Consider the following 24,016-nt stretch of genomic DNA (forward strand, 5'->3'; position numbering starts at 1 on the left):
ATTTTGTGAAAGCAAAGAAAGCTTTTTCAACGGGCAGCGAATGTGGTATACTGAAAAAAGTTATATCGCAACTAAAGCGAGGCAAAAATGAAGAAAAAATGGTTAAAATGGGCCGCAACGGTTGCCCTTACCCTCGCGGGGCTTGGGCTGGGGGTTGTGGTCCTCGTAATTGTATACCGTACTTTACCGCGCTGGCTGTTTTGGATTGCTGTGTTTTTTTATGTACAAGCTGTTTTAGGCGGTATTGTAAGGCTATGGATGACCCGCCCCGGCTATCAAGAAAAAGAGCAACGCGAGCGGCCAGAATGGCACCCGCCATTGCCGCAGGCACCCCGCCGCCATTGCCCATTATGTGGCCAGGCAGTAGCAGGCAACGACCGGTGCTGCCGGTATTGCGGCGCACAACTGGAAGATTCAAAGCTTTATCAAAACAGCTCAGACGAAAAGCTACCGGTGGCAAAAAAGGAGTCGGATAAATGAAACTGAAATTAATTTTGGGCGGGGCCATGCTCTCACTGCCCGTGCTGCTACTGGCCACTGCCTGCGGGCTGGGGCTGTTACATATCAGCGATTGGCTTTATCGGCTGGATATCCGCTGGCTGGATATTGAAGCCACCAGCGGTCTCGCAAAGCAAGAAATTTTGAGCAATTACCACGCCGTAATGCAGTATCTTTCTCCGTTTTCCCGGTCGGCGTTTTCGCTGCCCAGCCTCAAATTTTCTGCCGAAGGTGCAGCGCACTTTGCGGATACCAAGCGTATTTTTCTTGGGGTGTATTTTGCGGGCGGCTTGAGTGGTGCTTTGCTTGTGGTGCTGAAAAAAGCAAAGCTTTTAGGCCGTATTGTGTGCCGTAGTGCCGGTATTGCCACACTTGTGCTGCCGGGTGTAATTCTCGCAGCGATGGCACTGGATTTTGACACCGCATTTGTAGTGTTTCATAAACTGTTTTTTCCCGGTGCAACCAACTGGCTGTTTGATTACGCCACAGATCCTATCATTTATATTCTGCCGGCTGCTTTTTTTCTGCACTGTGCAGTTTTTATTGCGCTGTGCTGGGCAGTCGCAGGGGCGCTTTTGCTTTGGGCTGGCAGAAAAACCACACCCAAAATAACAGTGCAGCCCCAAGCCGAAAAAGAGCTGGTAACTGTGTAATGCAAAGGCACCAGGTGCTGCCGGTAGGGGGCACAACAGGGCTTTCTCTTTTTTAAAAGGGGGCTGACAATTAACGTTCTATCAATTCCATGAAGCTCTCGCTGATGCATTTGGCATTGGCGAGGGCTTTATTTTATCCTTTCAAAAAACAGAGCCTTTGCTTTTGCAGAAAAAGCTGCTGATAAAAATTTTTTAGCAGACATATTGATGTTTATCTATGTGAAGAATATAATACAGATAGACGACTATCAATGTGATGGGGGAGAAAACATGAATGCTATTGACGTAGCGCTGCTGTGTAAAGCTCTTGGAGATACCAACCGGTTGCAGATTGTGCAGATGCTGGCAGATGGAGAAAAATGTGCCTGCAAGCTGCTGGAAGCGTTTGAGATTACTCAGCCGACGCTTTCGCACCATATGAAAATTCTTTGCGAAAGCGGCTTGGTGGATGTGCGCCGCGAAGGTAAGTGGAACCACTATTCTCTAAACTGCGAAACGTTCGTTGCTTTTCAGCAGTTTTTAGGTTCGCTAACCTGTTGCGGGGACGAGGGGAAGTGTAACTGTAAATGATTTGGAACTTTGTGCAAGATCAGGTTTTGGGGATGAAGTGGCTCAACGCGCTGATTGGTCGACTGCTTGAGTCAGTCGGCATCGACATTACCGGGCGCATGGGCGGTAGCTTTCAGTTTTTTCTTTATGATGTACTGAAAATTTCGGTGCTGCTTTGCTGCTTGATTTTTCTTATCTCGTATATTCAAAGCTATTTTCCGCCCGAGCGCAGCAAAAAAATTATGGGCAGGTTTCATGGTATCTGGGCCAACTGCATTGCGGCGCTGCTGGGTACGGTGACACCCTTTTGCTCCTGCTCGTCTATCCCGCTTTTTATCGGGTTCACCAGTGCCGGTCTTCCCCTTGGCGTAACCTTTTCGTTCCTGATTTCATCGCCGATGGTGGACCTTGGCAGTTTGGTGTTGCTGATGAGCATTTTCTGCACCAAGGTTGCCATCGTGTATGTGCTGGTAGGCTTGGTGATTGCTGTGATCGGCGGTACCATGATTGAAAAACTGCATCTGGAAGACCAGGTGGAAGCCTTTATCCGCAACGCGAGCGCCGTGGAGCTGGATGCGCCGACACTAACGAAAAAAGATCGCTTAATCTACGCCAAAGACCAGGTAACGTCAACCTTTAAAAAAGTGTTTCCCTATATTCTGGTGGGTGTGGGCATTGGCGCAATTATCCACAACTGGATACCCGAAACCTGGATAGAAGCCGTGCTGGGCAGCAATAACCCGTTTGGTGTGGTGCTTGCAACCCTCATAGGCGTGCCGATGTATGCTGATATTTTCGGGACCATTCCTGTGGCTGAGGCACTGCTTTTTAAAGGTGCCCAGCTTGGCACCATACTGGCATTTATGATGGGAGTAACAACGCTTTCGCTGCCTTCGATGATTATGCTGCGCAAAGCAATTAAGCCCAAACTGCTGGCGGTGTTTGTAGGCATCTGCACTGTGGGTATTATAATCCTAGGTTACCTTTTTAACGCATTTTCATTTCTATTGATATAAGGGGGAAGAAAGATGGGCCTTTTCGGAAAAAAGAAAGAAGCGCCGGAAAAAACAACTTGCAGCTGCAATGGCAACTGCGGGACAGCAAAAACGCAGGCAACAGAGGTGTCAGCCAATGTAAAGGTGCTCGGTTCGGGCTGTGCAAAATGCAACGAGCTTGTAAAAGCGACCAAAGAGGCGCTGGCAGAGCTGGGCATGGATACCGCGGTAGAGCATGTGACAGACTTTGCTGAAATTGCAGCTTATGGCGTAATGTCAGCCCCTGCGCTGGTGGTGGACGGTAAAGTAGCTGTTTATGGCAAAGTGCTGAAAAAAGAAGAGATTGTAGAACTGCTGCACAAACTAAGAGGATAAAAGATGATAAAGAAGCCGAAAGTCGCATTTGTTTGTGTCCATAACGCCTGCCGTAGCCAAATGGCAGAAGCGCTTGCACGCCAGTTTGCAGCAGATGCTATGGAAAGCTATTCTGCCGGTACTGAGCTCAAAGCGAGTATAGACCCTGGTGCAGTGCAGACGATAAAACAGCATTATGGTATCGATATGGCTGAAACACAGCGCCCCAAATTGCTTGCGGAGCTGCCGGCGATAGATATTTTAGTGACGATGGGCTGTAACGTGCAGTGTCCGGGGCTGCCCTGCCGCAGCCGGGAAGACTGGGGCCTTGAAGACCCGAGCGGTAAAGGCGAAGCGGCTTATCTTGCTACAGCACGCGAAATTGAAGCAAAGCTCGAATCGCTCAAACACCGAATTTGTGCAGGCGAGATGTAATTTTCGCCGCGCTGCAAAGGGCTGGTTAATGCTGAAGCAAAAAAGCAAAGAAAAAACAGGTATCGAATACTTCGATACCTGTTTTTATAGTTATATCAGTTAGCCGAGCTTTGCCAGAGCAGCGCGAAGGCGCTCCATGGTACGCTCTTTACCGATGATGGCAGCAATTTCAATGCCGCCGCCCGGGGTGAACTGCATGCCGGAAAGCGCAACGCGCAGCGGCCACAGCATCCAGCCGTTCTTTACTTCTAGTTTTGCAATGAGGTCAAAGCAGGCTGCGTGAATCTTCTCCACGGTCCAGTCCTGCAGCTCCTCAAGCACGGGCAGCAAAGCGGTGAGAGCCTCTTTGGCGGTCTCGGGTGTGGTTTTCATCTTTTTGCTGGTGTACATCTCAACGTCGTACTCCTGTACAGCGTCCACAAACGGCAGCTGTGCGGGAATGTCGCCCAGCACCTCGCAGCGCTGTTGCAGCACATGGCAAAGCACCTTTTTGTCGCAGGGGGTTTTAACCGCCTGATCAATCCAAGGCTCTGCGGCAGCAAAGAACTCTTCCGGTGTCATGCGGCGGATATACTCAGCATTCATGAAACGAAGTTTCTCAGAATCGAAAATAGCGGGGGATTTGCTGATGCCGCTTTCGCTCCAGATTTTCTCCATCTCCTCGAGCGAGAAGATTTCCTGCTCGCCTTTCGGGCTCCAGCCGCAAAGTGCAATGTAGTTAAGCACTGCAGCGGTCAAGTAGCCTTTTGCGATAAGGTCCTGATAGCTTGCGTCGCCGTTACGTTTGGAAAGCTTGTTCTGAGCATCTTTCATAACCGGCGGGCAGTGGATATAGACCGGCAGCGGCCAGCCGAATGCTTGATAAAGCAGGTTGTATTTAGGGGTGGAAGAGAGATACTCGGAGCCGCGAATGACGTGGCTGATCTCCATCAGATGGTCGTCGACTACGTTTGCAAAGTTGTAGGTCGGCATGCCATCGGTTTTCAGCAGAATCTGGTCATCGAGGGTGGAGTTCTCCACTTCAATGTGGCCGTAGACCACATCTTCAAAGCTGGTGGTGCCGGTACGGGGCATCTTCTGACGGATAACATACGGAACGCCAGCGTCCAGTTTCTCCTGCACCTGCTCGGGGGTCAGCTCGCGGCACTGGCCGTCATAATGGGGAGCCTGGCCGCTGGCTTTCTGCACAGCGCGCATCTCATCAAGGCGCTCTTTATCGCAGAAGCAATAATAAGCAGCGCCTTTTTCAATCAGCTGTTTGGCATAATCCAGGTAGAGGCCTTTGCGGTCGCTCTGAACATAGGGGCCAAAGCCGCCGTCTTTGTCCGGGCCTTCGTCCCACAGCAGGCCAGTTTCGCGCAGGGTGCCGTAAATGATATCCAGCGCGCCCTCAACAAAGCGTTCCTGGTCGGTATCCTCGATGCGCAGCACAAAGGTGCCGCCGGCACTTCTGGCTTTGAGATAGGCGTACAGTGCGGTGCGCAGATTGCCGACGTGCATATAGCCGGTCGGGCTCGGCGCAAAACGTGTTCTGACTTTCCCAGACATAGATGTTCCTCCTCGATAAAGCCCTGTAAAAAAGGGCAAATAGCATATAATATGGTAAAGTATAGTTTAAACTGCCCGCGCGTGTTTGTCAATTCAGCAAGCGAAAAAACTGTGTTAAAAGGCTGCAAATCCCGGCATAAGAGAAAACGGTGTGAAAATCTATATAGCCAAAATTGAATAACAACATTGCATCGTGTATAATAAAGATTATTCCCGGAAAACCCCGTGTCAAAACAGCTGTTTATACTGCTTTGGCAAATGTAGGGGAACAAGCCGTAAGACAAGAGAGGAGGGCAGGTTGTGCAGCTGAATTCGTTTGGCTTTTTTGCTTTTTTTGCAGTGGTATTTGCTGCATACTGGGCGCTGCCTGCCCGCTGGCGAGTGCCGGTTTTATTTGTTGCCAGTATGGGGTTTTATGCTTGCTTTGGCAGCAGCTATCTCTTGCTTTTACTGGGCTGCATTACAGCGGTTTGGGCAGGCGGGCAATGGCTTGCCGCAAACCCAACAAAAGCGCGGTTGCGGCTGGCTTTGGTGCTCGTCTTTGCGCCGCTTGCGCTGTTTAAGTATTTCGATTTTGCTTCTGGCCTGCTGGCGAGTGCACTTTCGGCCATTGCACTGCCTGTTTCTCCGGTGCTGCTGCGGCTGGCACAGCCGGTCGGCATCAGCTATTATACCTTTCAGGCGGTCAGCTATCTTGTAGATATCTACCGCGGCAAACAAAAGCCGGAAAAAAGCTTTTTTGTCTGCGGGCTGTTTCTTTCGTTCTTTCCGCAAATCATTGCGGGCCCAATGACACGGCCTCGAGTATTGGCGCCGCAATTTACCGAAGAGCAAAAATTTGATTACGATACCGCAATTGCTTGCGCGCAGTTGATTTTGCTGGGCCTTTTCAAAAAAATGGTGGTGGCAGACAGCCTTGCTGCCTGGATCGGCACCTATTACCGCAACGGCTACCAGGTGTACAGCGGTTCGCTGTTGCTGCTGGCGCTGTTTTATACCATTCAGATTTATGCGGATTTTTCGGGCTATACCGATATGGCGCGCGGCTTTGCCGGGCTGCTGGGCATCGATCTTGCCGAAAACTTTCGCACGCCCTATCTCTCCACCTCAATTAAAGAATTTTGGGGCCGCTGGCACATCTCGCTGTCCTCCTGGCTTTCTGAATATCTTTACATTCCGCTGGGGGGCAGCCGTGTTTCTAAACCGCGCCACTGTTTTAACCTGATGGTTACCTTTGTGCTTTCGGGCCTTTGGCACGGCGCAAGCCTGATGATGCTGCTTTGGGGTGCGCTGCACGGTGTTTACATGGTGGTAGGCACTCTTACAAAACCCTTGCGTGATCGAATGTTCGCTGCATTACACTGGAGCAGAGAAAGCATTACGGCGCGCATTTTCAGCACAGCGATTACCTTTTGTCTGGTGGCCTATGCGTGGATATTCTTCAGCGCGCCAACACCGGAGCAAGGCCTTTATATGGCCACCCATCTGTTTACCGATTTTGTGCCGAGCGTGCGCTATCTCAAAGACAGCATTGTATTGCTTGGGCTTTCGCCCGAAGCCTTTTTACAGCAGATGCTCTGGATTGGCAGCATCTTTGTGCTCGACCTTGCCTGCTATAACACTACTTTCCCTGCATTTTTAAAAGCACGCAGCAAGCCGGTAAGGATAGGGCTGTGCTACCTGCTCGTGCTGCTGGTAGTGTTGTTTGGCAATTTTGGCGCAGGCGAATTTATCTATTTCAAATTTTAAGGCAAGCAGCCGTGGTATGCTGCATAGCGTACGCCGCAACGAAAGGAGGGGACGAGCTTGAAACGCTTTTTAAAAGTTACGGCATTGTTTTTGCTGCCGATTGCACTGCTTTATCTGCTGTTTGGTATCGTCCTGCTCAACAGCCGTGAACTTGCACCGCTGGACGATGTGGTAGCCGCTGCCATGGACGGCAGCCTGCAACGTTATGGCAGCGCTTACCATGAAAATATTCAGGCGTTCAAATACCGCACCGCGGTGCAAAAGCAGGCCAAGCTGCTGGTGCTCGGTACCAGCCGCAGCATGCAGCTGCGTGCTGCGTTTTTCAGTGAGCCGTCTTTTTTTAACGCAGGTGGCGGTGCGCGTGATATTTATGATTATGAACGCTTTTTGCGTGCAATGCCCGAGCAGTCTCGCCCTGACACGGTAGTGCTGGTGCTGGACCAGAATATGTTCAACGAAACCTGGTGTGCAGAGAATGCCACCCAGGAGTTGCAGCTTATGGATATTCCGGTCAAAAAAGATGCGCTGCTGCGTGTGGGTGCAAGCTATGGCAACCGCAAGTTTTCGCTGCTGGATAATTTGCGCAGCAAGCCGGGCGTTTATGGCCTTGCAGCGGCAGGGCGTGGCAGCGGTTTTTCGGCAGACGGCAGCTACCATTATGGCGAGGTGGCGGAAAAATCGCTCGACGAGCCGGAAGCGCTTTTCGCTGATACGATGCGCGACATTGATTTTTCCCGTGCACGGTTTGCCTGGGGCGAGGCACCTTCTGAACGCGCGTTGGAGGCGACCCGCAGCCTGCTTGCTTTTTGCGAAGAAGCTGGTATCGACGTTGTAGGCATTCTGCCCCCGTTCGCTCCGTCTGTGGCACAAAAAATGGCAGATAGCGGTCATTACGGTTACCTTGCACAGCTGCCGGATGCCCTTGAGGAACTATTTGCAGAATATGGAAAAAAGTGCTATAATTACGGCAGTGTAGAAGGCACTACCGCAGTACAATATTTGGACGGATATCATGGCGGCGATGAAGTATATGCAACGCTGTTGCTTGACTTGGCGGCTCGCCCGTCTGCAATTTCCGGACAGATTAATACGGCAGAAATCCACAACTTGTTGGAAACCCCGCACCCTAACCCGCGGGTGCTGCCGTAATTACCTTAGCCGTTCTTTTGGCTTGCGTTGCTGCAAACCAAAAGCGTGAAAAGAGTACTGTTGCAATTGTAATTTCAATGAGAAAGGGATGAGCCAAAGTATGAAGGGAACTGGAATCACACGTCATCTTGATGATATGGGACGTATTGTGTTGCCCGTGGAGCTTCGTCGCCGCATGAACCTGGAAGAGGGAACCCCGCTGGAAATTTTTGCGCAGGGAGACCAGATTATACTACAAAAGCATACGGAGGCTTGTGTGTTTTGTGGCAACCGAAAAGAGCTTGCACCGTTCCGCGGTAAGTGGATTTGCAAAAATTGCCGGGAAGAAGTTGCAAGCGAGCCGGAGCAATAAGACACTGCAAACCAAAGAGGCATAAAAAAAGAGTACCCGGCAACGGGTACTCTTTGGTTTTGAAGGCAAAGCTTATTCGCCGCTCATGCGGCTTTCGCTTACTTTAATAAGATTCAACAGGCTGGTGGCATAAAGCGGATAATCTGCCGAAAGCGCTTCGGTGGTCATGGCAAGCGATGATAAATCGCAATCCGTTTCGCCAAGCCCGACATCTTGCCCTGCAAGCAGTGCAGCAGCATTACTCTCTGCGCGGCATTGCTCTGCGAGTGCATAGCCAGCATAGACCTCTTTGGGGATGCTGAACATGCTGGAAGCGTTTTTGGGAGCTGCACCATACAAAGTGCGGAACATTTTATATACAGCAAGCATTAAATAGCTGCTTACTTCGCTGGTCAGCGCCTTATTCTGGCAGCTGCCCAGTTTATCGAACAGAATGTTCAGCGAGTTGGAAATTAGCTTTTTATTTAAGGTGGGCAGCAGGCTGCCTTTGTAAATGCTGTCGCGGGTTGTTTCGGGGTTCGGGATATCCTCCACCTTGAGCGTCAGCCCGCTGCGGTCTGCACTGCGCCCCAGAAGATAATCACAGGAAACACCGTAAAAATCAGCTACCCGTACCACAAAATCCAGCCCGCATTCACGAATGCCTTTTTCATAATGAGAAAGCAACGCCTGCGAAACGCCAAGTTCGGCAGCGGCCTGCTTTTGGGTAATTCCTTTTTCTTTGCGTAAAAGCGTGATAATACGACTAAATTCCTGCGTCATTTCAGACTCCTTGCCCTTTTTGGTGTATTTTCTACACAGCGTACCTGTCTTCGCTAAAATACCGCTGGTATACAGCGGTACTTTTGAATACGTATTGTAAATTATAAGCGACAAAAAGCGATTTGTAAATAATTAAATTGTCAAAATTCGACACTTATTTTTAGGCAAAGTTTTAAAATACTGAAAAGCAGAGACTTTTTTGTGATTTTTCGCCCCAATGGGGCCACAATGAAACGTGAACTCTGTACCGGACCAGAAAGGAATCAACCGAATGAAAACATACAAACTGCATCTGATTCGCCACGGCCTTACCCGCGCCAACCTGGAGGGCATCTATGCCGGCAGCGGCACCGATTTGCCGCTTTGCCCGGAAGGCCGAGCCCAGCTGGAAGCGCTGCGCCGTGATTTTGAATATCCCAACGTACCGCTCGTCATTACTTCGCCGATGCTGCGCGCCCGCGAGACCGCCGATATTTTATATCCCGGCATCAAGCAGATTGGTATCGATGACCTACGCGAAATCAGCTTTGGTGAATTTGAAGGTAAAACCCCGGCAGAACTCGAGGGCAACCCGGATTTTCACGACTGGCTTGATCCCAGCAAGCAGGTTACCCCCCCGGGCGGCGAAAGCGGCAAGGAGTTTGCTGCACGCTGCAGCACCGCATTGCAGCGCCTTTGCGAGTTCGTAATTCGCAGCGATAACCGCGAAGTGGCGGTTGTTACACATGGCGGCCTGCTTATGACAGCACTTGCCATGCACGCGGTGCCGGAGCGTGAGCCTCAGCTTTGGGCCTGCGACCCCGGCTGCGGTTTTACCATCATCACCAGTACCGCCAGCTATATGCGGGACGGCATTGTGGAAGCGACCAATATTGTGCCGTACGGCTACGGCGAAACCTGCGCGCAGGAGTAATTTCTGTTACGCAAAACGCAAAAATGTGAATCTGTGGGATGAAAGTGCCTCAGTATTGCTTTCGGTAATGCTGAAATTCGCATCGTGGCCAAAAGGAAAGGGCAGTAAAATGAAACAAGGATGTCTGCATCTTTATTACGGCGATGGCAAGGGCAAAACGACAGCTGCCGTGGGGCTTTGTGTCCGTGCATGCGGCGCAGGGCTGCGCTGTGGCTTTTTGCAATTTCTGAAAGGCCGTCCCACTGCCGAGCGTGCGCCGCTTGAAACGCTGGGGGTATGGGTTTTGGCCCCCGCCACCGGCCCCCGCTTTTGGTTTGAAATGGACGAAGCCGAGAAACAGGTTTGCCGCAATGTATCCGCTGCGGCATTGCAGGAGGCAGCTGCGCGGATGGCCGACCTCGATTTGCTTGTGCTGGATGAGGTGTTGGATGCCGAAGAGCTCGGCATTTTACCCGCTGGCCTGCTACAAGGGATTGTGCAGAAGCGACCCGAGGCGCTGGAGCTGGTGCTCACCGGGCACAGCTGCCCAGAACAGCTTGCTGCATCGGCAGACTATATAACCCGCTTTTTGGCAGAAAAGCACCCTTACGATAAGGGCCTAAATGCCCGCCGCGGCATTGAATATTGAATAATTGTATTTCACACGCGAACATTTGTAGGTGTTGTGGAAAAAGAAGCCCGTCCCTACGGGCTTTTTCTGCATTTTTACCTCTGTTCACGGCGTGATATTTTCTGTAAAATGTATCATACGGTCCACTAAAATAAACAAAGCCGTGGGCCATAAAAAATGCCGTAAAACACGGCGCGGTATCCGCGCTCCCAAGCGGATGCACGAATGATATGAAAGGAAGGGAAATGACAATGGCAAGAGTATACAACTTCAGCGCGGGTCCTTCTATGCTGCCCGAAAGTGTGCTGAAAACTGCCCAGAGCGAACTGTTGGATTATGCCGGCAGCGGACAGTCGGTAATGGAGATGAGCCATCGATCTAGTGTGTACGATGCCATCATCACCGAGACGCAGGCGGCGCTCCGCCGGGTGCTCGATATCCCTGAAAACTATAAAGTCGGCTTCTTCCAGGGCGGTGCTTCCACCCAGTTTGCAATGGTGCCGATGAACCTGATGACCACCGGTGAGGCCGATTACCTCGTGACCGGCAACTTTTCGAAAAAAGCCGCAGAAGAAGCGGAAAAATTCGGCAAGGTAAACATCGTTGCTTCCAGCAAAGATAAAAACTTCACCTATATTCCCGATGTCGATGCAATCGAATACAGCAAAAATGCAAGCTATATCCATATCTGCGAAAACAACACCATCTTCGGCACCCGCTTTACCAAGCTGCCGCAGGTAGAGGGCATCCCCCTCGTTGCCGATATGAGCAGCTGCATCCTTTCTCGCCCCACCGATGTGAGCAAATACGGCGCTATCTATTTTGGCGTGCAGAAAAACGTTGCACCGGCTGGTATGGCAATTGCAATCATCCGCGAGGATTTGCTGGGCCATGCCGCAGCCAACGTGCCGACCATGCTGGACTACAAAACCATCATCGACAACGACAGCATGTATAATACTCCGCCTTGCTGGTGCATCTACATGACAGGCCTGGTGCTTAATTACATCGAAAAAGAAATCGGCGGCCTTGCTAAGATGGAAGAGCTGAACAACGCAAAAGCAAAACTGCTCTACGACTATCTTGACGAAAGCGCCTTCTTCCAGAACCCGGTAGAAAAAGAGTTCCGCAGCATTATGAACGTTACCTTTACTTCTCCCGATGCAGACCTGGATAAACTGTTCTGCAAAGAGGCAGAAAAAGAAGGCTTCATCAACCTCAAAGGCCACCGTTTGGTGGGTGGTATGCGCGCCTCCATCTACAATGCAATGCCGCGCGAGGGCGTAGAACAGCTCGTCGCATTTATGAAAGAATTTGAAAGGAAGCATGGCTAACAATGCAAGATATTCTTACACTTAACAGCATTTCTCAGAAAGGTCTTGCACGCCTTTCTACCAACGCGTTTAACATCGGCGACGACGTAGAGGATCCCACTGGTATTCTCGTGCGCAGCGCTGAAATGAAAGAGATGGAGCTGCCCGAATCGCTTTGTGCAATTGCACGCGCCGGTGCCGGCACCAACAATATTCCGGTCGATGCCTGCAGCGAAAAAGGCATCGTGGTATTCAATACCCCCGGTGCAAACGCAAATGCAGTGCAGGAGCTGACCATCGCCGGACTGATTCTGGCTGCCCGCAACATTGCGCCTGCCGTCCGCTGGATGGATACCCTCAAAGGAAAAGGCGAAGAAGTGCCGGCTTTGGTTGAAAAAGGCAAAAAGAAATTTGTAGGGCCGGAGCTTGCCGGCAAAAAACTCGGCGTCATCGGCCTGGGTGCCATTGGTGTTAAAGTGGCCAACACCGCAACCCATCTTGGCCTCGAAGTATATGGCTATGACCCGTATATCTCGGTCGATGCCGCTTGGAACCTCTCTCACGAAGTCCACCACTGTGTCAACTTGGGCGACCTTTATGCCCAGTGCGATTTCATCACCGTGCACGTGCCGGTTACCAAAGACACCCGTGGCCTCATCAATGCACAGGCCATCTCTCAGATGAAGCACGGTGTGCGTTTGCTGAACTTTGCACGCGGCGAGCTGGTAGAAACCGGCGCGCTGATTAGCGCAGTGCGCAGCGGCAAGGTGGCGGGCTATGTCACCGATTTTGCCACCGATGCACTGATCGGTGAGCCCGGCGTTGTCACACTGCCGCACCTCGGCGCTTCCACCCCCGAAAGCGAAGAGAACTGCGCAGTTATGGCAGCAGACCAGCTGCAGGATTACCTGCTCAACGGCAACATCAAAAACAGCGTCAACTGGCCCGACGTGGAACTGCCCCGCGTTGGCGGCAGCCGCATTTGCGTGTTGCATAAAAATGTGCCCGGCATGCTCTCCGGCATCACCGGTGCCGCAAGCGATGCAGGTCTCAACATCGAAAACCTGGTCAACAAAAGCCGCGGCGGTTACGCTTACACAATGCTGGATGTTTCCGGCAATGTAGGCGGCGGTGTAGTGGCACGCCTAAAAGGCATGCCCGGCACCATTCGCGTGCGCATTATCTAGAATTGCTTATCTAACGCTGTATTTACGGCAAAAAGAACTGCGGGACGCCTCTTGCTCGGCGTCCCGCAGTTTTTTGTATGCCTGTGTTTCAGAAGAATAGGAGGATTGGCCGGTTGATAGAAAATCGGCCAGAAAAGAGAAAAGAGGAGAAAATCAGCTATGCTGTGAAAATATGCCCATTAGGGGCACTGGGCTTTAAAAACGCGCTTAGTAGTGCATACGGCGCATTTCGTCAAACTGGTCCAGCGCCTTGCTTGCGGTTTTTTCAGCTTTTTTTACAAACTTTTTAATTTCGGTTTTGTTTTCGGAGGCAAGGTATGCGCCTGCCATGCCGGCGGCGGCACCTGCAACAACGCCAAGAGCGGCGCCCTTTGCCATTGCTTCACTTTCGCGTTTCATCTTGTTTTCTTCCTTTCTTTGCAGCTAAGGCCTGCTATACAGCAGAAAAGCCATTGCTGTCCATTTGTGGATTATATTGTCACATCAGCAGCTTTTCTGTCGGCTGCTTCACCGTTAGCATACCCGCTGCTTTGCGTTTTATGAATTTTTCACTCAGCAATCCCGCGAGTCGGCCGCTGTACAAAAAAACAATTTATTTTTCTGCTAAAGTGCGCTATAATATAGTAATATTGCAGGTCATTTTGACCAAAAATGCACCAGAGGGAGGGCGGCTGCTGTGAAGCGAGCGCTTTGTATCCATGATTTGCCCACGGTAGGCCGTGCAAGCCTTGCGGTCATCCTGCCGGTGCTTTCCGCAGCGGGTGTACAATGCTGCGCGTTGCCAACGGCAGTACTTTCCAGCCACTTTGGTGGCTTTGCACCTGTACAAGTGCAGCAGATGAGCGACCAGATGGCCCGTAGCTTTGCTGCCTATGAAAAACAAAAAATTTGCTTTGATGCGATTTCTACCGGTTACCTGACTGGCCCCGAACAGGCGGCACTGGTTTGCAGCGCGCTGGAAAAACACACTGCAGAACTGATTGTGGTAGACCCTGTCATGGCCGACCACGGTAAGTTTTACCACGGCTTTGATGCCGGCATGGTCGCAGCACTTTCCGCACTTTGCCAAAAGGCAGATGTAATTACCCCAAACCCCACCGAAACCGCGCTGCTGCTCGGGCAAGACCCGCTGACGGCGTGCTGGAACGAGCAGCTTTTGGAAAGCAGATGCCGGCAACTGGCGGAAACCTTCGGGTGTGATGTGGTACTGACCGGTTGCCGCCTGGCCGAAGACCATGTGGTTTGCGGCGGTTTTGACCGAAAAGCAAACAATTTTTTTATGCTGGAATGTGACTATGTGAACGCGCAATACCCCGGCACCGGAGATTTGTTTACCGCAGTGCTCACGGGCGCACTGCTGCGGGGCAAAACCCTGAAAGCCGCCGCAAATGCAGCACTTTGCTTTACGCAGCGCGTCGTACATACGACGTTTGCCGCCGGCTGTGAGCCGCGCTTTGGGGTAGAGTTTGAACCCCTTCTTGGGACATTGGAGGATTTGCTATGCCATTAAATATTGTGCTGGTAGAGCCGCGCATTCCACAGAATACCGGCAATATTTCTCGCACCTGTGCTGCCACCGGCGCACGGCTGCATTTGGTAGGGCCAATGGGCTTTACCATCACCGACCGCCAGCTGAAACGTGCCGGGCTCGACTACTGGCACCTGTTGGACATCACCTATTATGACGGGCTCGATGACTTTTTTGCCAAAAACGAAGGCCCGTTTTTCTATTTTACCACTAAGGGGCAGCACCGTTACTGTGATGTGAAATACCCCGAAAATGCTTACCTGGTATTTGGACGCGAAGATGCAGGATTGCCCGAGGAGTTGCTGTTTGAGCACCCGGGCAGTGCATTGCGCCTGCCGATGATTTCCGGCGCACGCAGCCTCAACCTCTCAAACACCGTCGCGATTGCAGTGTACGAAGCACTGCGTCAGCGCGATTTTACCGGCCTGCAAGAAATTGGCGCGCTAACCCGTTATGACTGGAGCGACGCCCCGCTAGACCTCTAAACGAAACGATAAGATAACCAGTTTGCAGCCCGGCTGCAGCGGTGCTGAGCAAATTGCCGCGGCACCGGAAAGGAAGGATTGAACGAATGAAGAAATTTGTGGTCTTAACCGACTCCGCCTGCGACTTGCCCCCTGAGCTTGCGGCTCAGTTTAATATTGACGTCATGAGCTTTGTCATTCAGGTCGACGGCAAAGAATACTACGAGCGGGAAGACCTCACCTTCGACAGCTACTATCAGCTGCTGGACGAGGCGAAAAACATGCCCACGACTTCGCAGATCACTTCCATTACTTTTTTGGATAAATTTGAGCAGCTCGACGCTGAAGGTGTAGATGAGGTGCTGTATATTTCCATCAACTCTACCGGCAGTGCCACCAACTCTAACGCGCAGGCAGCACGCGCCATGTTTTTAGATGAGCACCCCGACAGCAAAATGAAAATTGCGATTGTAGATAGCCATACCTACTCGATGGGATATGGCATTTTTGTGCTGATGGCAGCCAAAAAACTGGCAAACGGTGCCGAGCTTTCTGATGTAGTGGATTACCTTGTAGACGGCTTTCAGAAAGTGGAAATTGTACTCTCTGTTCACAGCCTGAAAATCATCAAAAAAAGTGGACGAATCTCTGCTGCTGCGGCCTTTGCTGGCGAACTGATGGGACTGCGACCGATTATCACCTTAATTCAAGGCCAGACAAAGGTGATACAGAAGGTGCGCGGTGATGCAAAAATATTGCCGACCCTCTGCGCGCATCTCAAAGCAAACTCCGGCGACCGTACCCCTTACCTGATTGCGGGTACCCGCGGGTTTGACGATAAGCACGGCGATGTAAAAGAGCTGGCAAAGTTATGCGAAAAAGAAATGGGCTACCCGCCTGAGCTTTGCTTTAAACTTGGCGCGGCAGTTACCAGCAACACCGGTACCGATGCCGTGGCAATTGTTTACCTTAACCGCTAAGAGGGCGACCACACGGTAGATGTTCTCTTGACGGTATCCAGGGAAGCCGCTATAATACAATTAGAAAATCATCTAATCAAGGAGGCGGCACAGTGTCCCTGCAACAAACGTTTAAAGCGCTCGGTGACCCTACACGCAGGGCGATTTTAGAGCGCCTTTCGGAACATGACCGAATGACAGCCGGAGAGCTGGGCGAAGGCTTTGGTATGACAGGCGCCACCATCAGTCATCACCTTTCTTGCTTAAAAGAAGCAGGTTTGGTGGACGATGAGCGTGAAGGCAAATATATTTACTACCAGCTCAATACCTCGGTTATGGAGGATATTATGCGCTGGATTAGTTCCTTTGGCGGCAAAAAAGGAGGCGGCGAAGATGAAAAATAAACGGTTTCAAATCATCTGCTGGTGCCTCGCACTGGTGCCGCTGATACTTACTGCAATTGCAATGCCGACCCTGCCGGACGCAGTGCCGATGCACTGGAACGCAGCGGGCGAGATTGACCGCTGGGGCAGCCGCAGCTCGGCATGGATGATGCCACTGATGTGCATTGGCGTTAATCTGCTGTTTGTCGTGCTACCGAAAATAGACCCTAAACGCAATAACTATGCTTCTTTTCGAAAAAGCTACGATATTTTTCGTTTGGTGTTCAATTTGTTCCTCATTGTGATGACAGGCATTACTATCACCAGCGCTTTTTCTCCCGAAACGGTGCGCACCGAGATACTGGTTCCGGCGGCTGTGGGTGTATTGTTCTGCCTGCTCGGCAATTACATGCCTAAATTTAAGCACAATTATTTTGTCGGCATCAAAACGCCGTGGACCCTCGCATCCGAGGAAGTCTGGCGCAAAACTCACCGGCTGGGCGGTGCCCTTTGGTTTTGGGGCGGCCTGGTTTTAATTGCGGCTGCATTTTTACTGCCGCCGAGCATTAACGCAATGGTAACTGGGGCTATTTTAATTTTGATTGTAGCAGTGCCGGTGCTGTATTCTTACCTTGCTTACCGCAGACAAAAGCCACAATAACAGGATTGTTTTATGCAAAAATGAGAGCGGTTTGCCGCCTTGTAATCTTGTCGTGATTTGTATATAATAAGGGTTGGACAAATACTCCACACAGAAAATAATTTCATGGAGGTAACTACTCATGTTAGTCAACGCAAGCGAAATGCTGACCAAAGCAAAGGCCGGCCATTATGCCGTTGGGCACTTCAATACCAACAACCTGGAGTGGACCAAGGCAATCCTGCAAACCGCAGAAGAAATGAAATCTCCGGTTATCATCGGCGTTTCTGAAGGCGCGGCCAAATATATGACTGGCTTTAAGGTCGTCGCTGATATGGTCAAAGCAATGGACAAAGCCCTCGGCATCACTGTGCCGGTTGCGCTGCATCTCGACCATGGCTCTTATGAAGGCGCAAAAGCTTGCATCGATGCAGGCTTCACCTCCATTATGTTCGACGGCAGCCATTACGGCATCGAAGAGAACGTTGAAAAAACCAAAGAGCTGGTTGCTCTGGCACACGAAAAAGGCCTTTCGATTGAAGCTGAAGTCGGCTCCATCGGCGGCGAAGAGGATGGCGTGATTGGCGCTGGCGAAGTTGCTGACCCCGAAGAGTGCAAAATGATTGCAGACCTCGGTGTTGATTTCCTCGCAGCAGGCATCGGCAACATCCACGGCAAATACCCCGCGAACTGGAAAGGTCTTGACTTTGTCGCACTCGACAAAATCCAGGCAAAAACCGGCACACTGCCCCTCGTGCTGCACGGCGGCACCGGCATCCCGGCAGACATGATTGCAAAAGCGATCGATCTTGGCGTTTCCAAAATCAACGTTAACACCGAGTGCCAGCTGTCTTTTGCAGAGGCTACCCGTAAATATATCGAAGCCGGCAAAGACCTTGAAGGCAAAGGCTTCGACCCGCGCAAGCTGCTTGCCCCCGGCGTAGACGCCATCAAAGCAACCGTGCGTGAGAAAATCGAGCTGTTCGGCTCTGCAGGCAAAGCATAAGGCTGACACTTGCTGGCTGCCCGCTTGGTTTTGGGCGCTAAAAAGAATAGGAAAAAGCGGCAATTGCTCTTACCGGTGATTGCCGCTTTTCTTTATATCCTGTCGTAAAAACAGGCATACAACAGCAAAAAGAGTCGCGCAACCAATTGTTGCGCAATAGTTGATAGACAAGATTTTCGATTTGTTGTATTTTAAAACTGCTCGATTCAACATGGCAAAAGTAAAGGAGCCTACTATGCAGCTTGGCGCAAAAATCAAAACGCTTCGTACCAAAAGGCAACTGTCGCAAGAGGCAGTCGCAAATGAGCTAAATGTTTCGCGGCAGGCAGTCGCAAAGTGGGAAAGCGACGTTTCGCTGCCCAGTACCGCAAATTTGATGGCACTTTGCAATTTATTCGGTGTTTCCCTCAGCGAGCTGACTGAACCGCAAACGCTCGATTCTATGCCGCAAAAACGAGGCAGAGGTCACCGGCGTTTGGCGGCGGTGACCGTACTTTTTGTGCTGTTTTCTGCAGCGGCACTGTTTTGGCAGCAAAAGAATGCGTTGCCAGACAATGTAATAGGCTATGCTGACGCAGCAACTAACATTTGGGTAAGCGGTACGCCCATCTACCTTTACCTGCTTTACGGCATTACTGTGCTTTTAGTACTGTTTACGGCTGTGCTTTTTATAAAAGCGAAAACCCGACAGAAGGGAAAACAAAAATGAAAAAAACATGGTGTGCCGCGCTTTTGCTTGTGGTTTTGGCATTTGCCGGATGTATGCAGACAGAGCTGCATAACAGTGATACGGCAACCGAGCCAGTGCCCCAGCAGATTACGGCGTGGCCCGAAAATAAATATACCGAAACGATCCCCGAGCCCGAAAAAGGTAGCCCGGATTATGTTATCTCAGACGCAGAAAAAGGATATTACGCGATTTTCATAAAAGACATTACCGCCGAAGAGGGGAAAGACTATCTTCGCACGCTGGAAGCTGACGGGTACCAGCAAATTGAAGCCGCAGAGAACGAAGCATCTGCGGGTGTATTGCTGAAAAAGGAGCAAACACATCTCAGCGTAAGTATCGCTGAGGGTATTTTGGGGCTGTACATTACGTTGGCTGCAAGCTGAAAATTAAACTGCATAGTTCCCGGGTAAATGGGTGCGGCAGGTAACACTTGCCATTGCTGCCGCAGCACCCGTTTGCTTGCCTTTTGGCAGGGGATATGATAAAATAACCACCGGTCGCCTTTGGCGCATGATACTTCGGGGCAGGGCATTTCCCTCGCTGCCGGTATCCGCCCTTTTCGACCCGCGCTTTGCGCGAAGCTTTGCGGAATTTTGCGGCGCCGCCAAGCTAAAATTTGCCGCGGGACAGGGCTGCTTTCCCTCGTCCGAAGGAGAAAATTGAATATGAGACAGTTTACCTCAAAACAGCTTGCGCGCTGTGCCATGGTTGCAGCGCTCTACACCGCTGTCAGCCTGGCGTTTGCTCCGCTTTCTTACGGGGCAGTGCAGGTGCGCTTTGCAGAGGCGCTTTGCCTGTTGCCGGTTTTTGCGCCGGATGCCATTATCGGCGTAACCCTAGGCTGCCTGCTGACCAATTTGATTGGCTCTTCGCCGATTGACGCGGTATTTGGCACCTTGGCGACATTGCTGGCCGCACTGGTAACCTATAAGCTGCGCAACCTGCGCTGGCACGGCCTGCCGATTTGGTCGGCACTTTCGCCGGTGCTGTTTAATGCAGTAATTATCGGTGCCGAGATTACATTTTTCTTTATGGATGTGCCGGCGACCGGTGCAGTGCTTGCCGTGAACATGGTAACGGTAGGCATTGGCGAGATTTTAAGCTGCGTACTGCTGGGCTTGGTGCTTGTGCGTGTAATTGAAAAAAATAGTGCACTGCGCAAAGCAATGCAGTAACGGTACAGATCAAAAGGGTAAAATAATAAAGGCGGCGGATATGCGGAAAACATACCCGCCGCCTTTTGCATAACATAAGCTAAATAATCTCCAATAGCGCAGGGACTGCTGGCACTAGTTTTTCCACAAAAGCAAAAAATCCGGTGGAAAATATTCGCCGCACAAGCTCGAAAATTAACGCAGCAGAATTTTTGCAATCAAAAAGAACCCTACTAGCATCACGCAGCCCTCAATAATATTTAAAATAGCTAAAGTGCGATTATTGCGCCAAGCTTTTGCAGCGTGAAGAAATATACTCACCATAAATAACCCAGGCGTAATAAACATCGCATCGGGCCACTTGCCCGTAAAATATAAAACAGATAAGATTACCAGTGCTAGAAAACAGATGGCTTCACATATTTGTAAAATGCGATAAGCAGTACTCTTATGGGTTGGCTGCTTTTGGTCTTTCATAAAAACTCCTTTCAGCGTACAGGTAACATAAAGCATATTTTATTATTATAGTGTTTTAAAAAGAGCATTACAACAAACCCTTGTGCGGGAAATTGTAAAGTAAAAAATACCATCTGCCCACAAACACTATCAAATTTTTTTCAAATTCATGCTTGACAAATACAGGCAAATCGTGTTTAATAGCTATAAACCGTTGAGACGGAGATAACACTGCAGGCGCAGCCACAGAGAGCCCGGATGCTGAGAAAGGGCGCAGAGCGGAGCAGGTAAATGGACCGTTGAGGGCGAGGAGAAAGAAAGTTTTGGCTTTTGAGTATCTGACGACGCGTGCTCGCGTTACAGGGCGTAGGGTGTGATAGCACCCGGTAGAGTGGCTTTGCGCACGTAACTGGCGCAGGCAATCAAGGTGGTACCGCAGGTTTCTTTGAATTCAGAGACTTGTCCTTGTGTTAAACAAGGGCAGGTCTTTTTTGTTTGTCGAAAACCTGCACTCTTAACCAGTTAAAACGACAGAAAGGAGCGGCAAACGGATGAACCTAGAGGAGAAACGATGGCGATGGCGCAGCTTGCAATTTGATAAAAAGCCGCTTCTTTCCCGATAAAGCAGAGCTTGCCCATGCAAGCCTCTCGATGCGAAAGAAGCGGTCGTGCCCGAAAAACGACTGACCCGCAGCAACGCTGCGCTTTTACTTGAAAGGAAGCATCGATTATGAAAAAGAAAGCATACCTCGCTATTTTGACCGCCCTCACCCTGGGCGCTTCACTCTTTACCGGATGCGGCAGCTCCGCGGCATCCTCCGCACCAGCTTCTGCGGCTACATCACAGGTAGTTGCAAGCGGCAGCAAATCGATGAAAGTAGGGCTGATTCAGCTTACCGAGCACCCCTCGCTGGATGAAATTCGCACCGCTGTTGTTTCGCAGCTGGAAGAAAAAGCACCCGAATATGGGCTTTCCGTTGAGATAGATTACCAGAACGGACAGAACGATCCGTCTACCATCAATACCATTTGCCAGCAGTTTGTTGCAGATAAGGTGGATTTGATTGTTGCGATTGCTACCCCCGCAGCGCAGGCTGCCGTAGCGGCTGCTTCCCCCGACATTCCGGTTATCTTCAGCGCAGTTACCGACCCCGTCACAGCTGGGCTTGTCGAAGATTTGAATGCGCCGAGCCATAACGTGACCGGCACTTCAGATGCGATTCCGGTAGATGCTATCTTCGAACTTGCGAAAGAGCTTACCCCCGATGCAAAGAATTTCGGTCTGCTGTACTGCACCAGCGAAGACAACAGTGCTTCGGTGCTGCGCGATGCCAGAGCTTACCTTGAGGCAAACGGTTGCACCTACGAAGAGGGCGCAGTTGCTGCCATCGGCGATGTTCAGACAGCAGTAGCCACGATGGTCAATAAAGTCGATGCCATCTTCGTCCCCATTGATAACACGATTGCCATGGCAATGCCAGCCGTGGCAGAAATCGCAAATAAAGCAGGTGTGCCGGTCTATGTTTCTGCCGACACGATGGTGTACGACGGCGGTCTTGCAGCGGTGGGTATCAACTATACCAACCTTGGCAAACAAACCGCAGAGATGGCACTGAAAGTGCTGAGTGGCACTTCAGCAAACGAGTTGGCTGTAGAAACACTGACCGACAAACAAATCACAGTAAACCCCGATACCGCAAAAGCGCTGGGGGTTGATGTGCAGCGTTATGTAAAATAATCTGACGCACTGCGCTGTTACCGGCAAATTTATGCGGATGCGCAAAGCAGGTGGCCCGGCTTCACTGGGGCGATTAAACTATTGCCGCAGAAACGGCATGGCAGATTTTAGCTTTTGATACAACGGAGGATACAGTATGTCTTTTCTGGTTTTAATGGGCACCGTGGAGCAGGGTCTTATCTATGGTCTTGTCGCACTGGCACTGCTGCTTTCTTACCGGGTGCTGGACATTGCCGATTTGACGGTAGACGGCAGCTTTACGCTGGGTGCCGCAGTGTCTGCGGTGCTGACACTGGCAGGGCACCCGCTGCTTGCACTGGTTGCAGCCCCGCTTGCGGGTGCGGCTGCGGGCCTTATAACCGCAGTGCTGCAAACCAAATGCCGCGTGGCACCGATTCTTGCAGGCATCATTACCATGACGGCACTGTATTCTATCAACCTTATGGTTATGGGCAATAAAGCAAACCTCACACTGCTGCGCAAAACCACGGTGTTTTCGCTTTCTGAAAAAGTGTTTGGCAGCCAGTTTGCAAAGCTGGTTCCCATTGCGCTGATTGCAGCGCTTTGTGGCATTGGGGTGTGGCTGTTTTTGCGCACGCCCTTGGGGCTTGCCGTCCGCGCGACAGGCGACAACCGTGCCATGGTAGAGGCCAGCAGCATCAACCCGGCTTACACCACCGCTGTTGGCCTGGCACTTGCCAATGCGCTGGTAGCACTTGCCGGTGCACAGCTGGCACAGTATCAGCAGTTTATGGAGATTAATACCGGCACCGGTATGGTGGTTATCGGCCTTGCTTCACTTATTATCGGCGAGGTGCTGCTGCGGCAAGGTGGCATGGGCAAACGTATTGCGCTCGCACTCGGCGGCGCAGTCATCTACCGCCTGATTGTTGCGGTGGCGCTTTCTGCCTCGGTTTCTCCCTCTAACCTAAAGCTGGTTTCCGCACTGATTGTTGCAGTTGCCATCAGCGCGCCCACCGTGCGCGCATCGTTTGCACTTTCTGCAAAAAAGAGAAAGGCAGGTGCTTTGCATGCTCGTACTAAATGAGGTCAGCAAAACTTTTTATCCCGACACAGTCAATGAAAAACGCGCGCTTGGCCCGCTTTCCCTGGAACTGAAAGAAGGCGAGTTCGTCACCGTGATTGGTGGCAATGGAGCCGGTAAAAGCACTCTGTTTAATGCAATCGGCGGCAGCTTTTTGGTCGACGAAGGCCAGATTCTGCTCGACGGCAAAGATATCACCTATCTGCCCGCTTATCGCCGCAGCCGGGAAATTGGCCGTATTTTACAGGACCCTATGATGGGTACCGCCCCGCATATGACCATAAGCGAGAACCTCACCCTCGCTTATATGCAGTGCAAGCGCAGCCACGGCTTTGGTATTGGCAAAAAAGAGCGTGAAGAGTTTCGTGAAAAACTTGCAACGCTGGGCCTTGGCCTCGAAGACCGCATGGAGAGCCCGGTGGGATTGCTTTCGGGAGGGCAGCGGCAGGCACTGACACTGCTGATGGCAGTGCTGGTACCGCCCAAACTGCTGCTTTTGGATGAGCACACCGCTGCACTGGACCCCGCCACCGCAGAGAAGGTGCTTGCACTTACCTGCGAAACGGTGCGCGAGCAAAAACTGACCTGCATGATGATTACCCACCACATTGAAAGCGCACTCCGATTGGGAGACCGCACCCTGATGCTGGAGGATGGGCACATTGTGCTGGATATTGCCGGGGAAGAGCGTGCCGCAATGACAGTGGAAACACTGCTGGTAAAGTTTCGCAAAAGCCTCGATAATGACCGTATGCTGCTGAGCTGAGTTGTGAAAGAAAACAGTCTGCAATAGCAACGGGCGGATTAGCACTCTTTGATTTAACCAATAAAAAAGGCAGGCCATTT

Annotated in this window: 29 protein-coding genes; 25 read left to right on the forward strand and 4 right to left on the reverse strand. The window is 51.1% G+C overall.

Features of this window, described 5'->3' with window-relative positions:
* Window positions 1-87 precede the first annotated feature (87 nt).
* The 6 genes from C1A11_RS06435 to C1A11_RS06460 all read left to right on the forward strand — a co-directional run bounded on the left by C1A11_RS06435 (window position 88) and on the right by C1A11_RS06460 (window position 3,484).
* Complete coding sequence (locus tag C1A11_RS06435) at window positions 88-480, forward strand: zinc ribbon domain-containing protein (RefSeq protein ID WP_102049669.1); 393 nt, start codon at window positions 88-90, stop codon at window positions 478-480.
* Window positions 477-1,151, forward strand: coding sequence for a TIGR01906 family membrane protein (locus C1A11_RS06440; RefSeq protein WP_102049670.1), 675 nt, complete (start codon window positions 477-479; stop codon window positions 1,149-1,151). Before C1A11_RS06435 ends, C1A11_RS06440 begins: the two co-directional genes overlap by 4 nt.
* A gap of 270 nt (window positions 1,152-1,421) precedes the next feature.
* Entirely contained in the window at window positions 1,422-1,721 is a 300-nt protein-coding gene (locus C1A11_RS06445; RefSeq protein WP_102049671.1) for an ArsR/SmtB family transcription factor, read from the forward strand.
* Window positions 1,718-2,716, forward strand: a complete 999-nt coding sequence (locus tag C1A11_RS06450) for a permease (RefSeq protein WP_102049672.1) — start codon at window positions 1,718-1,720, stop codon at window positions 2,714-2,716. The genes C1A11_RS06445 and C1A11_RS06450 overlap by 4 nt, the downstream gene beginning before the upstream one ends.
* Window positions 2,717-2,728: 12 nt before the next feature.
* The gene (locus tag C1A11_RS06455; RefSeq protein ID WP_102049673.1) at window positions 2,729-3,070 is read left to right on the forward strand and encodes a thioredoxin family protein; all 342 of its coding nucleotides are present in this window, start codon (window positions 2,729-2,731) and stop codon (window positions 3,068-3,070) included.
* Between the two features lie 3 nt (window positions 3,071-3,073).
* The gene (locus C1A11_RS06460; protein WP_341458135.1) at window positions 3,074-3,484 is read left to right on the forward strand and encodes an arsenate reductase ArsC; all 411 of its coding nucleotides are present in this window, start codon (window positions 3,074-3,076) and stop codon (window positions 3,482-3,484) included.
* Between the two features lie 99 nt (window positions 3,485-3,583).
* Here the strand turns inward: C1A11_RS06460 and gltX are convergent, their stop codons facing one another.
* Window positions 3,584-5,032: a glutamate--tRNA ligase gene (gene gltX / locus C1A11_RS06465; protein ID WP_102049674.1), complete on the reverse strand. Its 1,449-nt coding sequence runs from the start codon at window positions 5,030-5,032 to the stop codon at window positions 3,584-3,586.
* A 300-nt stretch (window positions 5,033-5,332) separates the two neighbouring features.
* Here gltX and C1A11_RS06470 point away from each other — a divergent pair, with 300 nt between their 5' ends.
* From C1A11_RS06470 to C1A11_RS06480, 3 genes are all read left to right on the forward strand, one after another.
* Window positions 5,333-6,781, forward strand: a complete 1,449-nt coding sequence (locus tag C1A11_RS06470; protein WP_102049675.1) for an MBOAT family O-acyltransferase — start codon at window positions 5,333-5,335, stop codon at window positions 6,779-6,781.
* A 57-nt stretch (window positions 6,782-6,838) separates the two neighbouring features.
* Window positions 6,839-7,930 carry a hypothetical protein gene (locus C1A11_RS06475; RefSeq protein ID WP_102049676.1) on the forward strand — a complete coding sequence of 364 codons (1,092 nt, stop codon included), beginning with the start codon at window positions 6,839-6,841 and terminating at the stop codon, window positions 7,928-7,930.
* A gap of 100 nt (window positions 7,931-8,030) precedes the next feature.
* Complete coding sequence (locus C1A11_RS06480; RefSeq protein ID WP_102049677.1) at window positions 8,031-8,282, forward strand: AbrB/MazE/SpoVT family DNA-binding domain-containing protein; 252 nt, start codon at window positions 8,031-8,033, stop codon at window positions 8,280-8,282.
* 72 nt (window positions 8,283-8,354) lie between these two features.
* On the opposite strand, the gene C1A11_RS06485 is transcribed toward C1A11_RS06480, so the two are convergent.
* A complete protein-coding gene (locus C1A11_RS06485; protein ID WP_102049678.1) occupies window positions 8,355-9,044 on the reverse strand; it encodes a helix-turn-helix domain-containing protein in 690 nt (229 codons plus the stop codon).
* Between the two features lie 271 nt (window positions 9,045-9,315).
* On the opposite strand from C1A11_RS06485, the gene C1A11_RS06490 reads away from it, so the two are divergent.
* From C1A11_RS06490 to C1A11_RS06505, 4 genes are all read left to right on the forward strand, one after another.
* Window positions 9,316-9,957: a histidine phosphatase family protein gene (locus tag C1A11_RS06490; RefSeq protein WP_102049679.1), complete on the forward strand. Its 642-nt coding sequence runs from the start codon at window positions 9,316-9,318 to the stop codon at window positions 9,955-9,957.
* A 109-nt stretch (window positions 9,958-10,066) separates the two neighbouring features.
* Window positions 10,067-10,585 carry a cob(I)yrinic acid a,c-diamide adenosyltransferase gene (locus C1A11_RS06495; RefSeq protein ID WP_102049680.1) on the forward strand — a complete coding sequence of 173 codons (519 nt, stop codon included), beginning with the start codon at window positions 10,067-10,069 and terminating at the stop codon, window positions 10,583-10,585.
* A gap of 233 nt (window positions 10,586-10,818) precedes the next feature.
* On the forward strand, window positions 10,819-11,901 hold the full coding sequence (gene serC, locus C1A11_RS06500) for a 3-phosphoserine/phosphohydroxythreonine transaminase (RefSeq protein WP_102049681.1): 1,083 nt from the start codon (window positions 10,819-10,821) through the stop codon (window positions 11,899-11,901).
* 2 nt (window positions 11,902-11,903) lie between these two features.
* Complete coding sequence (locus tag C1A11_RS06505) at window positions 11,904-13,067, forward strand: phosphoglycerate dehydrogenase (protein ID WP_102049682.1); 1,164 nt, start codon at window positions 11,904-11,906, stop codon at window positions 13,065-13,067.
* A gap of 207 nt (window positions 13,068-13,274) precedes the next feature.
* Here the strand turns inward: C1A11_RS06505 and C1A11_RS06510 are convergent, their stop codons facing one another.
* Entirely contained in the window at window positions 13,275-13,466 is a 192-nt protein-coding gene (locus tag C1A11_RS06510; RefSeq protein ID WP_102049683.1) for a hypothetical protein, read from the reverse strand.
* Between the two features lie 277 nt (window positions 13,467-13,743).
* On the opposite strand from C1A11_RS06510, the gene C1A11_RS06520 reads away from it, so the two are divergent.
* The 9 genes from C1A11_RS06520 to C1A11_RS06565 all read left to right on the forward strand — a co-directional run bounded on the left by C1A11_RS06520 (window position 13,744) and on the right by C1A11_RS06565 (window position 19,952).
* Window positions 13,744-14,577, forward strand: a complete 834-nt coding sequence (locus tag C1A11_RS06520) for a pyridoxamine kinase (protein ID WP_180950268.1) — start codon at window positions 13,744-13,746, stop codon at window positions 14,575-14,577.
* Window positions 14,568-15,080 carry a tRNA (cytidine(34)-2'-O)-methyltransferase gene (locus C1A11_RS06525; protein WP_102049686.1) on the forward strand — a complete coding sequence of 171 codons (513 nt, stop codon included), beginning with the start codon at window positions 14,568-14,570 and terminating at the stop codon, window positions 15,078-15,080. The genes C1A11_RS06520 and C1A11_RS06525 overlap by 10 nt, the downstream gene beginning before the upstream one ends.
* 86 nt (window positions 15,081-15,166) lie before the next feature.
* Complete coding sequence (locus tag C1A11_RS06530) at window positions 15,167-16,039, forward strand: DegV family protein (RefSeq protein ID WP_102049687.1); 873 nt, start codon at window positions 15,167-15,169, stop codon at window positions 16,037-16,039.
* Window positions 16,040-16,131: 92 nt separating this feature from the next.
* Window positions 16,132-16,422: an autorepressor SdpR family transcription factor gene (locus C1A11_RS06535; RefSeq protein WP_102049688.1), complete on the forward strand. Its 291-nt coding sequence runs from the start codon at window positions 16,132-16,134 to the stop codon at window positions 16,420-16,422.
* Window positions 16,412-17,062, forward strand: coding sequence for an SdpI family protein (locus C1A11_RS06540; RefSeq protein ID WP_180950269.1), 651 nt, complete (start codon window positions 16,412-16,414; stop codon window positions 17,060-17,062). The genes C1A11_RS06535 and C1A11_RS06540 overlap by 11 nt, the downstream gene beginning before the upstream one ends.
* Window positions 17,063-17,183: 121 nt before the next feature.
* Complete coding sequence (fba, locus tag C1A11_RS06545) at window positions 17,184-18,047, forward strand: class II fructose-1,6-bisphosphate aldolase (RefSeq protein ID WP_102049690.1); 864 nt, start codon at window positions 17,184-17,186, stop codon at window positions 18,045-18,047.
* Window positions 18,048-18,282: 235 nt separating this feature from the next.
* Window positions 18,283-18,756: a helix-turn-helix domain-containing protein gene (locus C1A11_RS06550; protein WP_102049691.1), complete on the forward strand. Its 474-nt coding sequence runs from the start codon at window positions 18,283-18,285 to the stop codon at window positions 18,754-18,756.
* Complete coding sequence (locus tag C1A11_RS06555; RefSeq protein ID WP_102049692.1) at window positions 18,753-19,160, forward strand: hypothetical protein; 408 nt, start codon at window positions 18,753-18,755, stop codon at window positions 19,158-19,160. The genes C1A11_RS06550 and C1A11_RS06555 overlap by 4 nt, the downstream gene beginning before the upstream one ends.
* Window positions 19,161-19,442: 282 nt before the next feature.
* Entirely contained in the window at window positions 19,443-19,952 is a 510-nt protein-coding gene (locus tag C1A11_RS06565; protein WP_102049694.1) for a QueT transporter family protein, read from the forward strand.
* Window positions 19,953-20,126: 174 nt separating this feature from the next.
* Here the strand turns inward: C1A11_RS06565 and C1A11_RS06570 are convergent, their stop codons facing one another.
* Window positions 20,127-20,408: a hypothetical protein gene (locus C1A11_RS06570; protein WP_102049695.1), complete on the reverse strand. Its 282-nt coding sequence runs from the start codon at window positions 20,406-20,408 to the stop codon at window positions 20,127-20,129.
* Between the two features lie 709 nt (window positions 20,409-21,117).
* Between C1A11_RS06570 and C1A11_RS06575 the strand changes: the two genes are divergently transcribed.
* The 3 genes from C1A11_RS06575 to C1A11_RS06585 all read left to right on the forward strand — a co-directional run bounded on the left by C1A11_RS06575 (window position 21,118) and on the right by C1A11_RS06585 (window position 23,936).
* Entirely contained in the window at window positions 21,118-22,125 is a 1,008-nt protein-coding gene (locus C1A11_RS06575) for an ABC transporter substrate-binding protein (RefSeq protein WP_102049696.1), read from the forward strand.
* A 136-nt stretch (window positions 22,126-22,261) separates the two neighbouring features.
* Complete coding sequence (locus C1A11_RS06580) at window positions 22,262-23,173, forward strand: ABC transporter permease (protein ID WP_102049697.1); 912 nt, start codon at window positions 22,262-22,264, stop codon at window positions 23,171-23,173.
* On the forward strand, window positions 23,157-23,936 hold the full coding sequence (locus C1A11_RS06585; RefSeq protein ID WP_102049698.1) for an ABC transporter ATP-binding protein: 780 nt from the start codon (window positions 23,157-23,159) through the stop codon (window positions 23,934-23,936). Before C1A11_RS06580 ends, C1A11_RS06585 begins: the two co-directional genes overlap by 17 nt.
* The last annotated feature ends 80 nt before the right edge of the window (window positions 23,937-24,016 follow it).

This window comes from Pygmaiobacter massiliensis, assembly GCF_900199435.1.
GTDB lineage: Bacteria > Bacillota > Clostridia > Oscillospirales > Ruminococcaceae > Pygmaiobacter > Pygmaiobacter massiliensis.

Excerpts from the sequence above, each read along its gene's own strand:
- gltX (WP_102049674.1), bottom strand. The coding sequence starts at position 5,032 with ATGTCTGGGAAAGTCAGAACACGTTTTGCGCCGAGCCCGACCGGCTAT.
- C1A11_RS06450 (WP_102049672.1), top strand. The coding sequence starts at position 1,718 with ATGATTTGGAACTTTGTGCAAGATCAGGTTTTGGGGATGAAGTGGCTC.
- C1A11_RS06530 (WP_102049687.1), top strand. The coding sequence starts at position 15,167 with ATGAAGAAATTTGTGGTCTTAACCGACTCCGCCTGCGACTTGCCCCCT.
- C1A11_RS06540 (WP_180950269.1), top strand. The coding sequence starts at position 16,412 with ATGAAAAATAAACGGTTTCAAATCATCTGCTGGTGCCTCGCACTGGTG.
- C1A11_RS06555 (WP_102049692.1), top strand. The coding sequence starts at position 18,753 with ATGAAAAAAACATGGTGTGCCGCGCTTTTGCTTGTGGTTTTGGCATTT.
- C1A11_RS06485 (WP_102049678.1), bottom strand. The coding sequence starts at position 9,044 with ATGACGCAGGAATTTAGTCGTATTATCACGCTTTTACGCAAAGAAAAA.
- C1A11_RS06445 (WP_102049671.1), top strand. The coding sequence starts at position 1,422 with ATGAATGCTATTGACGTAGCGCTGCTGTGTAAAGCTCTTGGAGATACC.
- C1A11_RS06435 (WP_102049669.1), top strand. The coding sequence starts at position 88 with ATGAAGAAAAAATGGTTAAAATGGGCCGCAACGGTTGCCCTTACCCTC.
- C1A11_RS06455 (WP_102049673.1), top strand. The coding sequence starts at position 2,729 with ATGGGCCTTTTCGGAAAAAAGAAAGAAGCGCCGGAAAAAACAACTTGC.
- C1A11_RS06505 (WP_102049682.1), top strand. The coding sequence starts at position 11,904 with ATGCAAGATATTCTTACACTTAACAGCATTTCTCAGAAAGGTCTTGCA.
- C1A11_RS06480 (WP_102049677.1), top strand. The coding sequence starts at position 8,031 with ATGAAGGGAACTGGAATCACACGTCATCTTGATGATATGGGACGTATT.
- serC (WP_102049681.1), top strand. The coding sequence starts at position 10,819 with ATGGCAAGAGTATACAACTTCAGCGCGGGTCCTTCTATGCTGCCCGAA.
- C1A11_RS06585 (WP_102049698.1), top strand. The coding sequence starts at position 23,157 with ATGCTCGTACTAAATGAGGTCAGCAAAACTTTTTATCCCGACACAGTC.
- C1A11_RS06570 (WP_102049695.1), bottom strand. The coding sequence starts at position 20,408 with ATGAAAGACCAAAAGCAGCCAACCCATAAGAGTACTGCTTATCGCATT.
- C1A11_RS06575 (WP_102049696.1), top strand. The coding sequence starts at position 21,118 with ATGAAAAAGAAAGCATACCTCGCTATTTTGACCGCCCTCACCCTGGGC.
- C1A11_RS06565 (WP_102049694.1), top strand. The coding sequence starts at position 19,443 with ATGAGACAGTTTACCTCAAAACAGCTTGCGCGCTGTGCCATGGTTGCA.
- C1A11_RS06550 (WP_102049691.1), top strand. The coding sequence starts at position 18,283 with ATGCAGCTTGGCGCAAAAATCAAAACGCTTCGTACCAAAAGGCAACTG.
- C1A11_RS06495 (WP_102049680.1), top strand. The coding sequence starts at position 10,067 with ATGAAACAAGGATGTCTGCATCTTTATTACGGCGATGGCAAGGGCAAA.
- C1A11_RS06490 (WP_102049679.1), top strand. The coding sequence starts at position 9,316 with ATGAAAACATACAAACTGCATCTGATTCGCCACGGCCTTACCCGCGCC.
- C1A11_RS06460 (WP_341458135.1), top strand. The coding sequence starts at position 3,074 with ATGATAAAGAAGCCGAAAGTCGCATTTGTTTGTGTCCATAACGCCTGC.
- C1A11_RS06525 (WP_102049686.1), top strand. The coding sequence starts at position 14,568 with ATGCCATTAAATATTGTGCTGGTAGAGCCGCGCATTCCACAGAATACC.
- C1A11_RS06510 (WP_102049683.1), bottom strand. The coding sequence starts at position 13,466 with ATGAAACGCGAAAGTGAAGCAATGGCAAAGGGCGCCGCTCTTGGCGTT.
- fba (WP_102049690.1), top strand. The coding sequence starts at position 17,184 with ATGTTAGTCAACGCAAGCGAAATGCTGACCAAAGCAAAGGCCGGCCAT.
- C1A11_RS06440 (WP_102049670.1), top strand. The coding sequence starts at position 477 with ATGAAACTGAAATTAATTTTGGGCGGGGCCATGCTCTCACTGCCCGTG.
- C1A11_RS06580 (WP_102049697.1), top strand. The coding sequence starts at position 22,262 with ATGTCTTTTCTGGTTTTAATGGGCACCGTGGAGCAGGGTCTTATCTAT.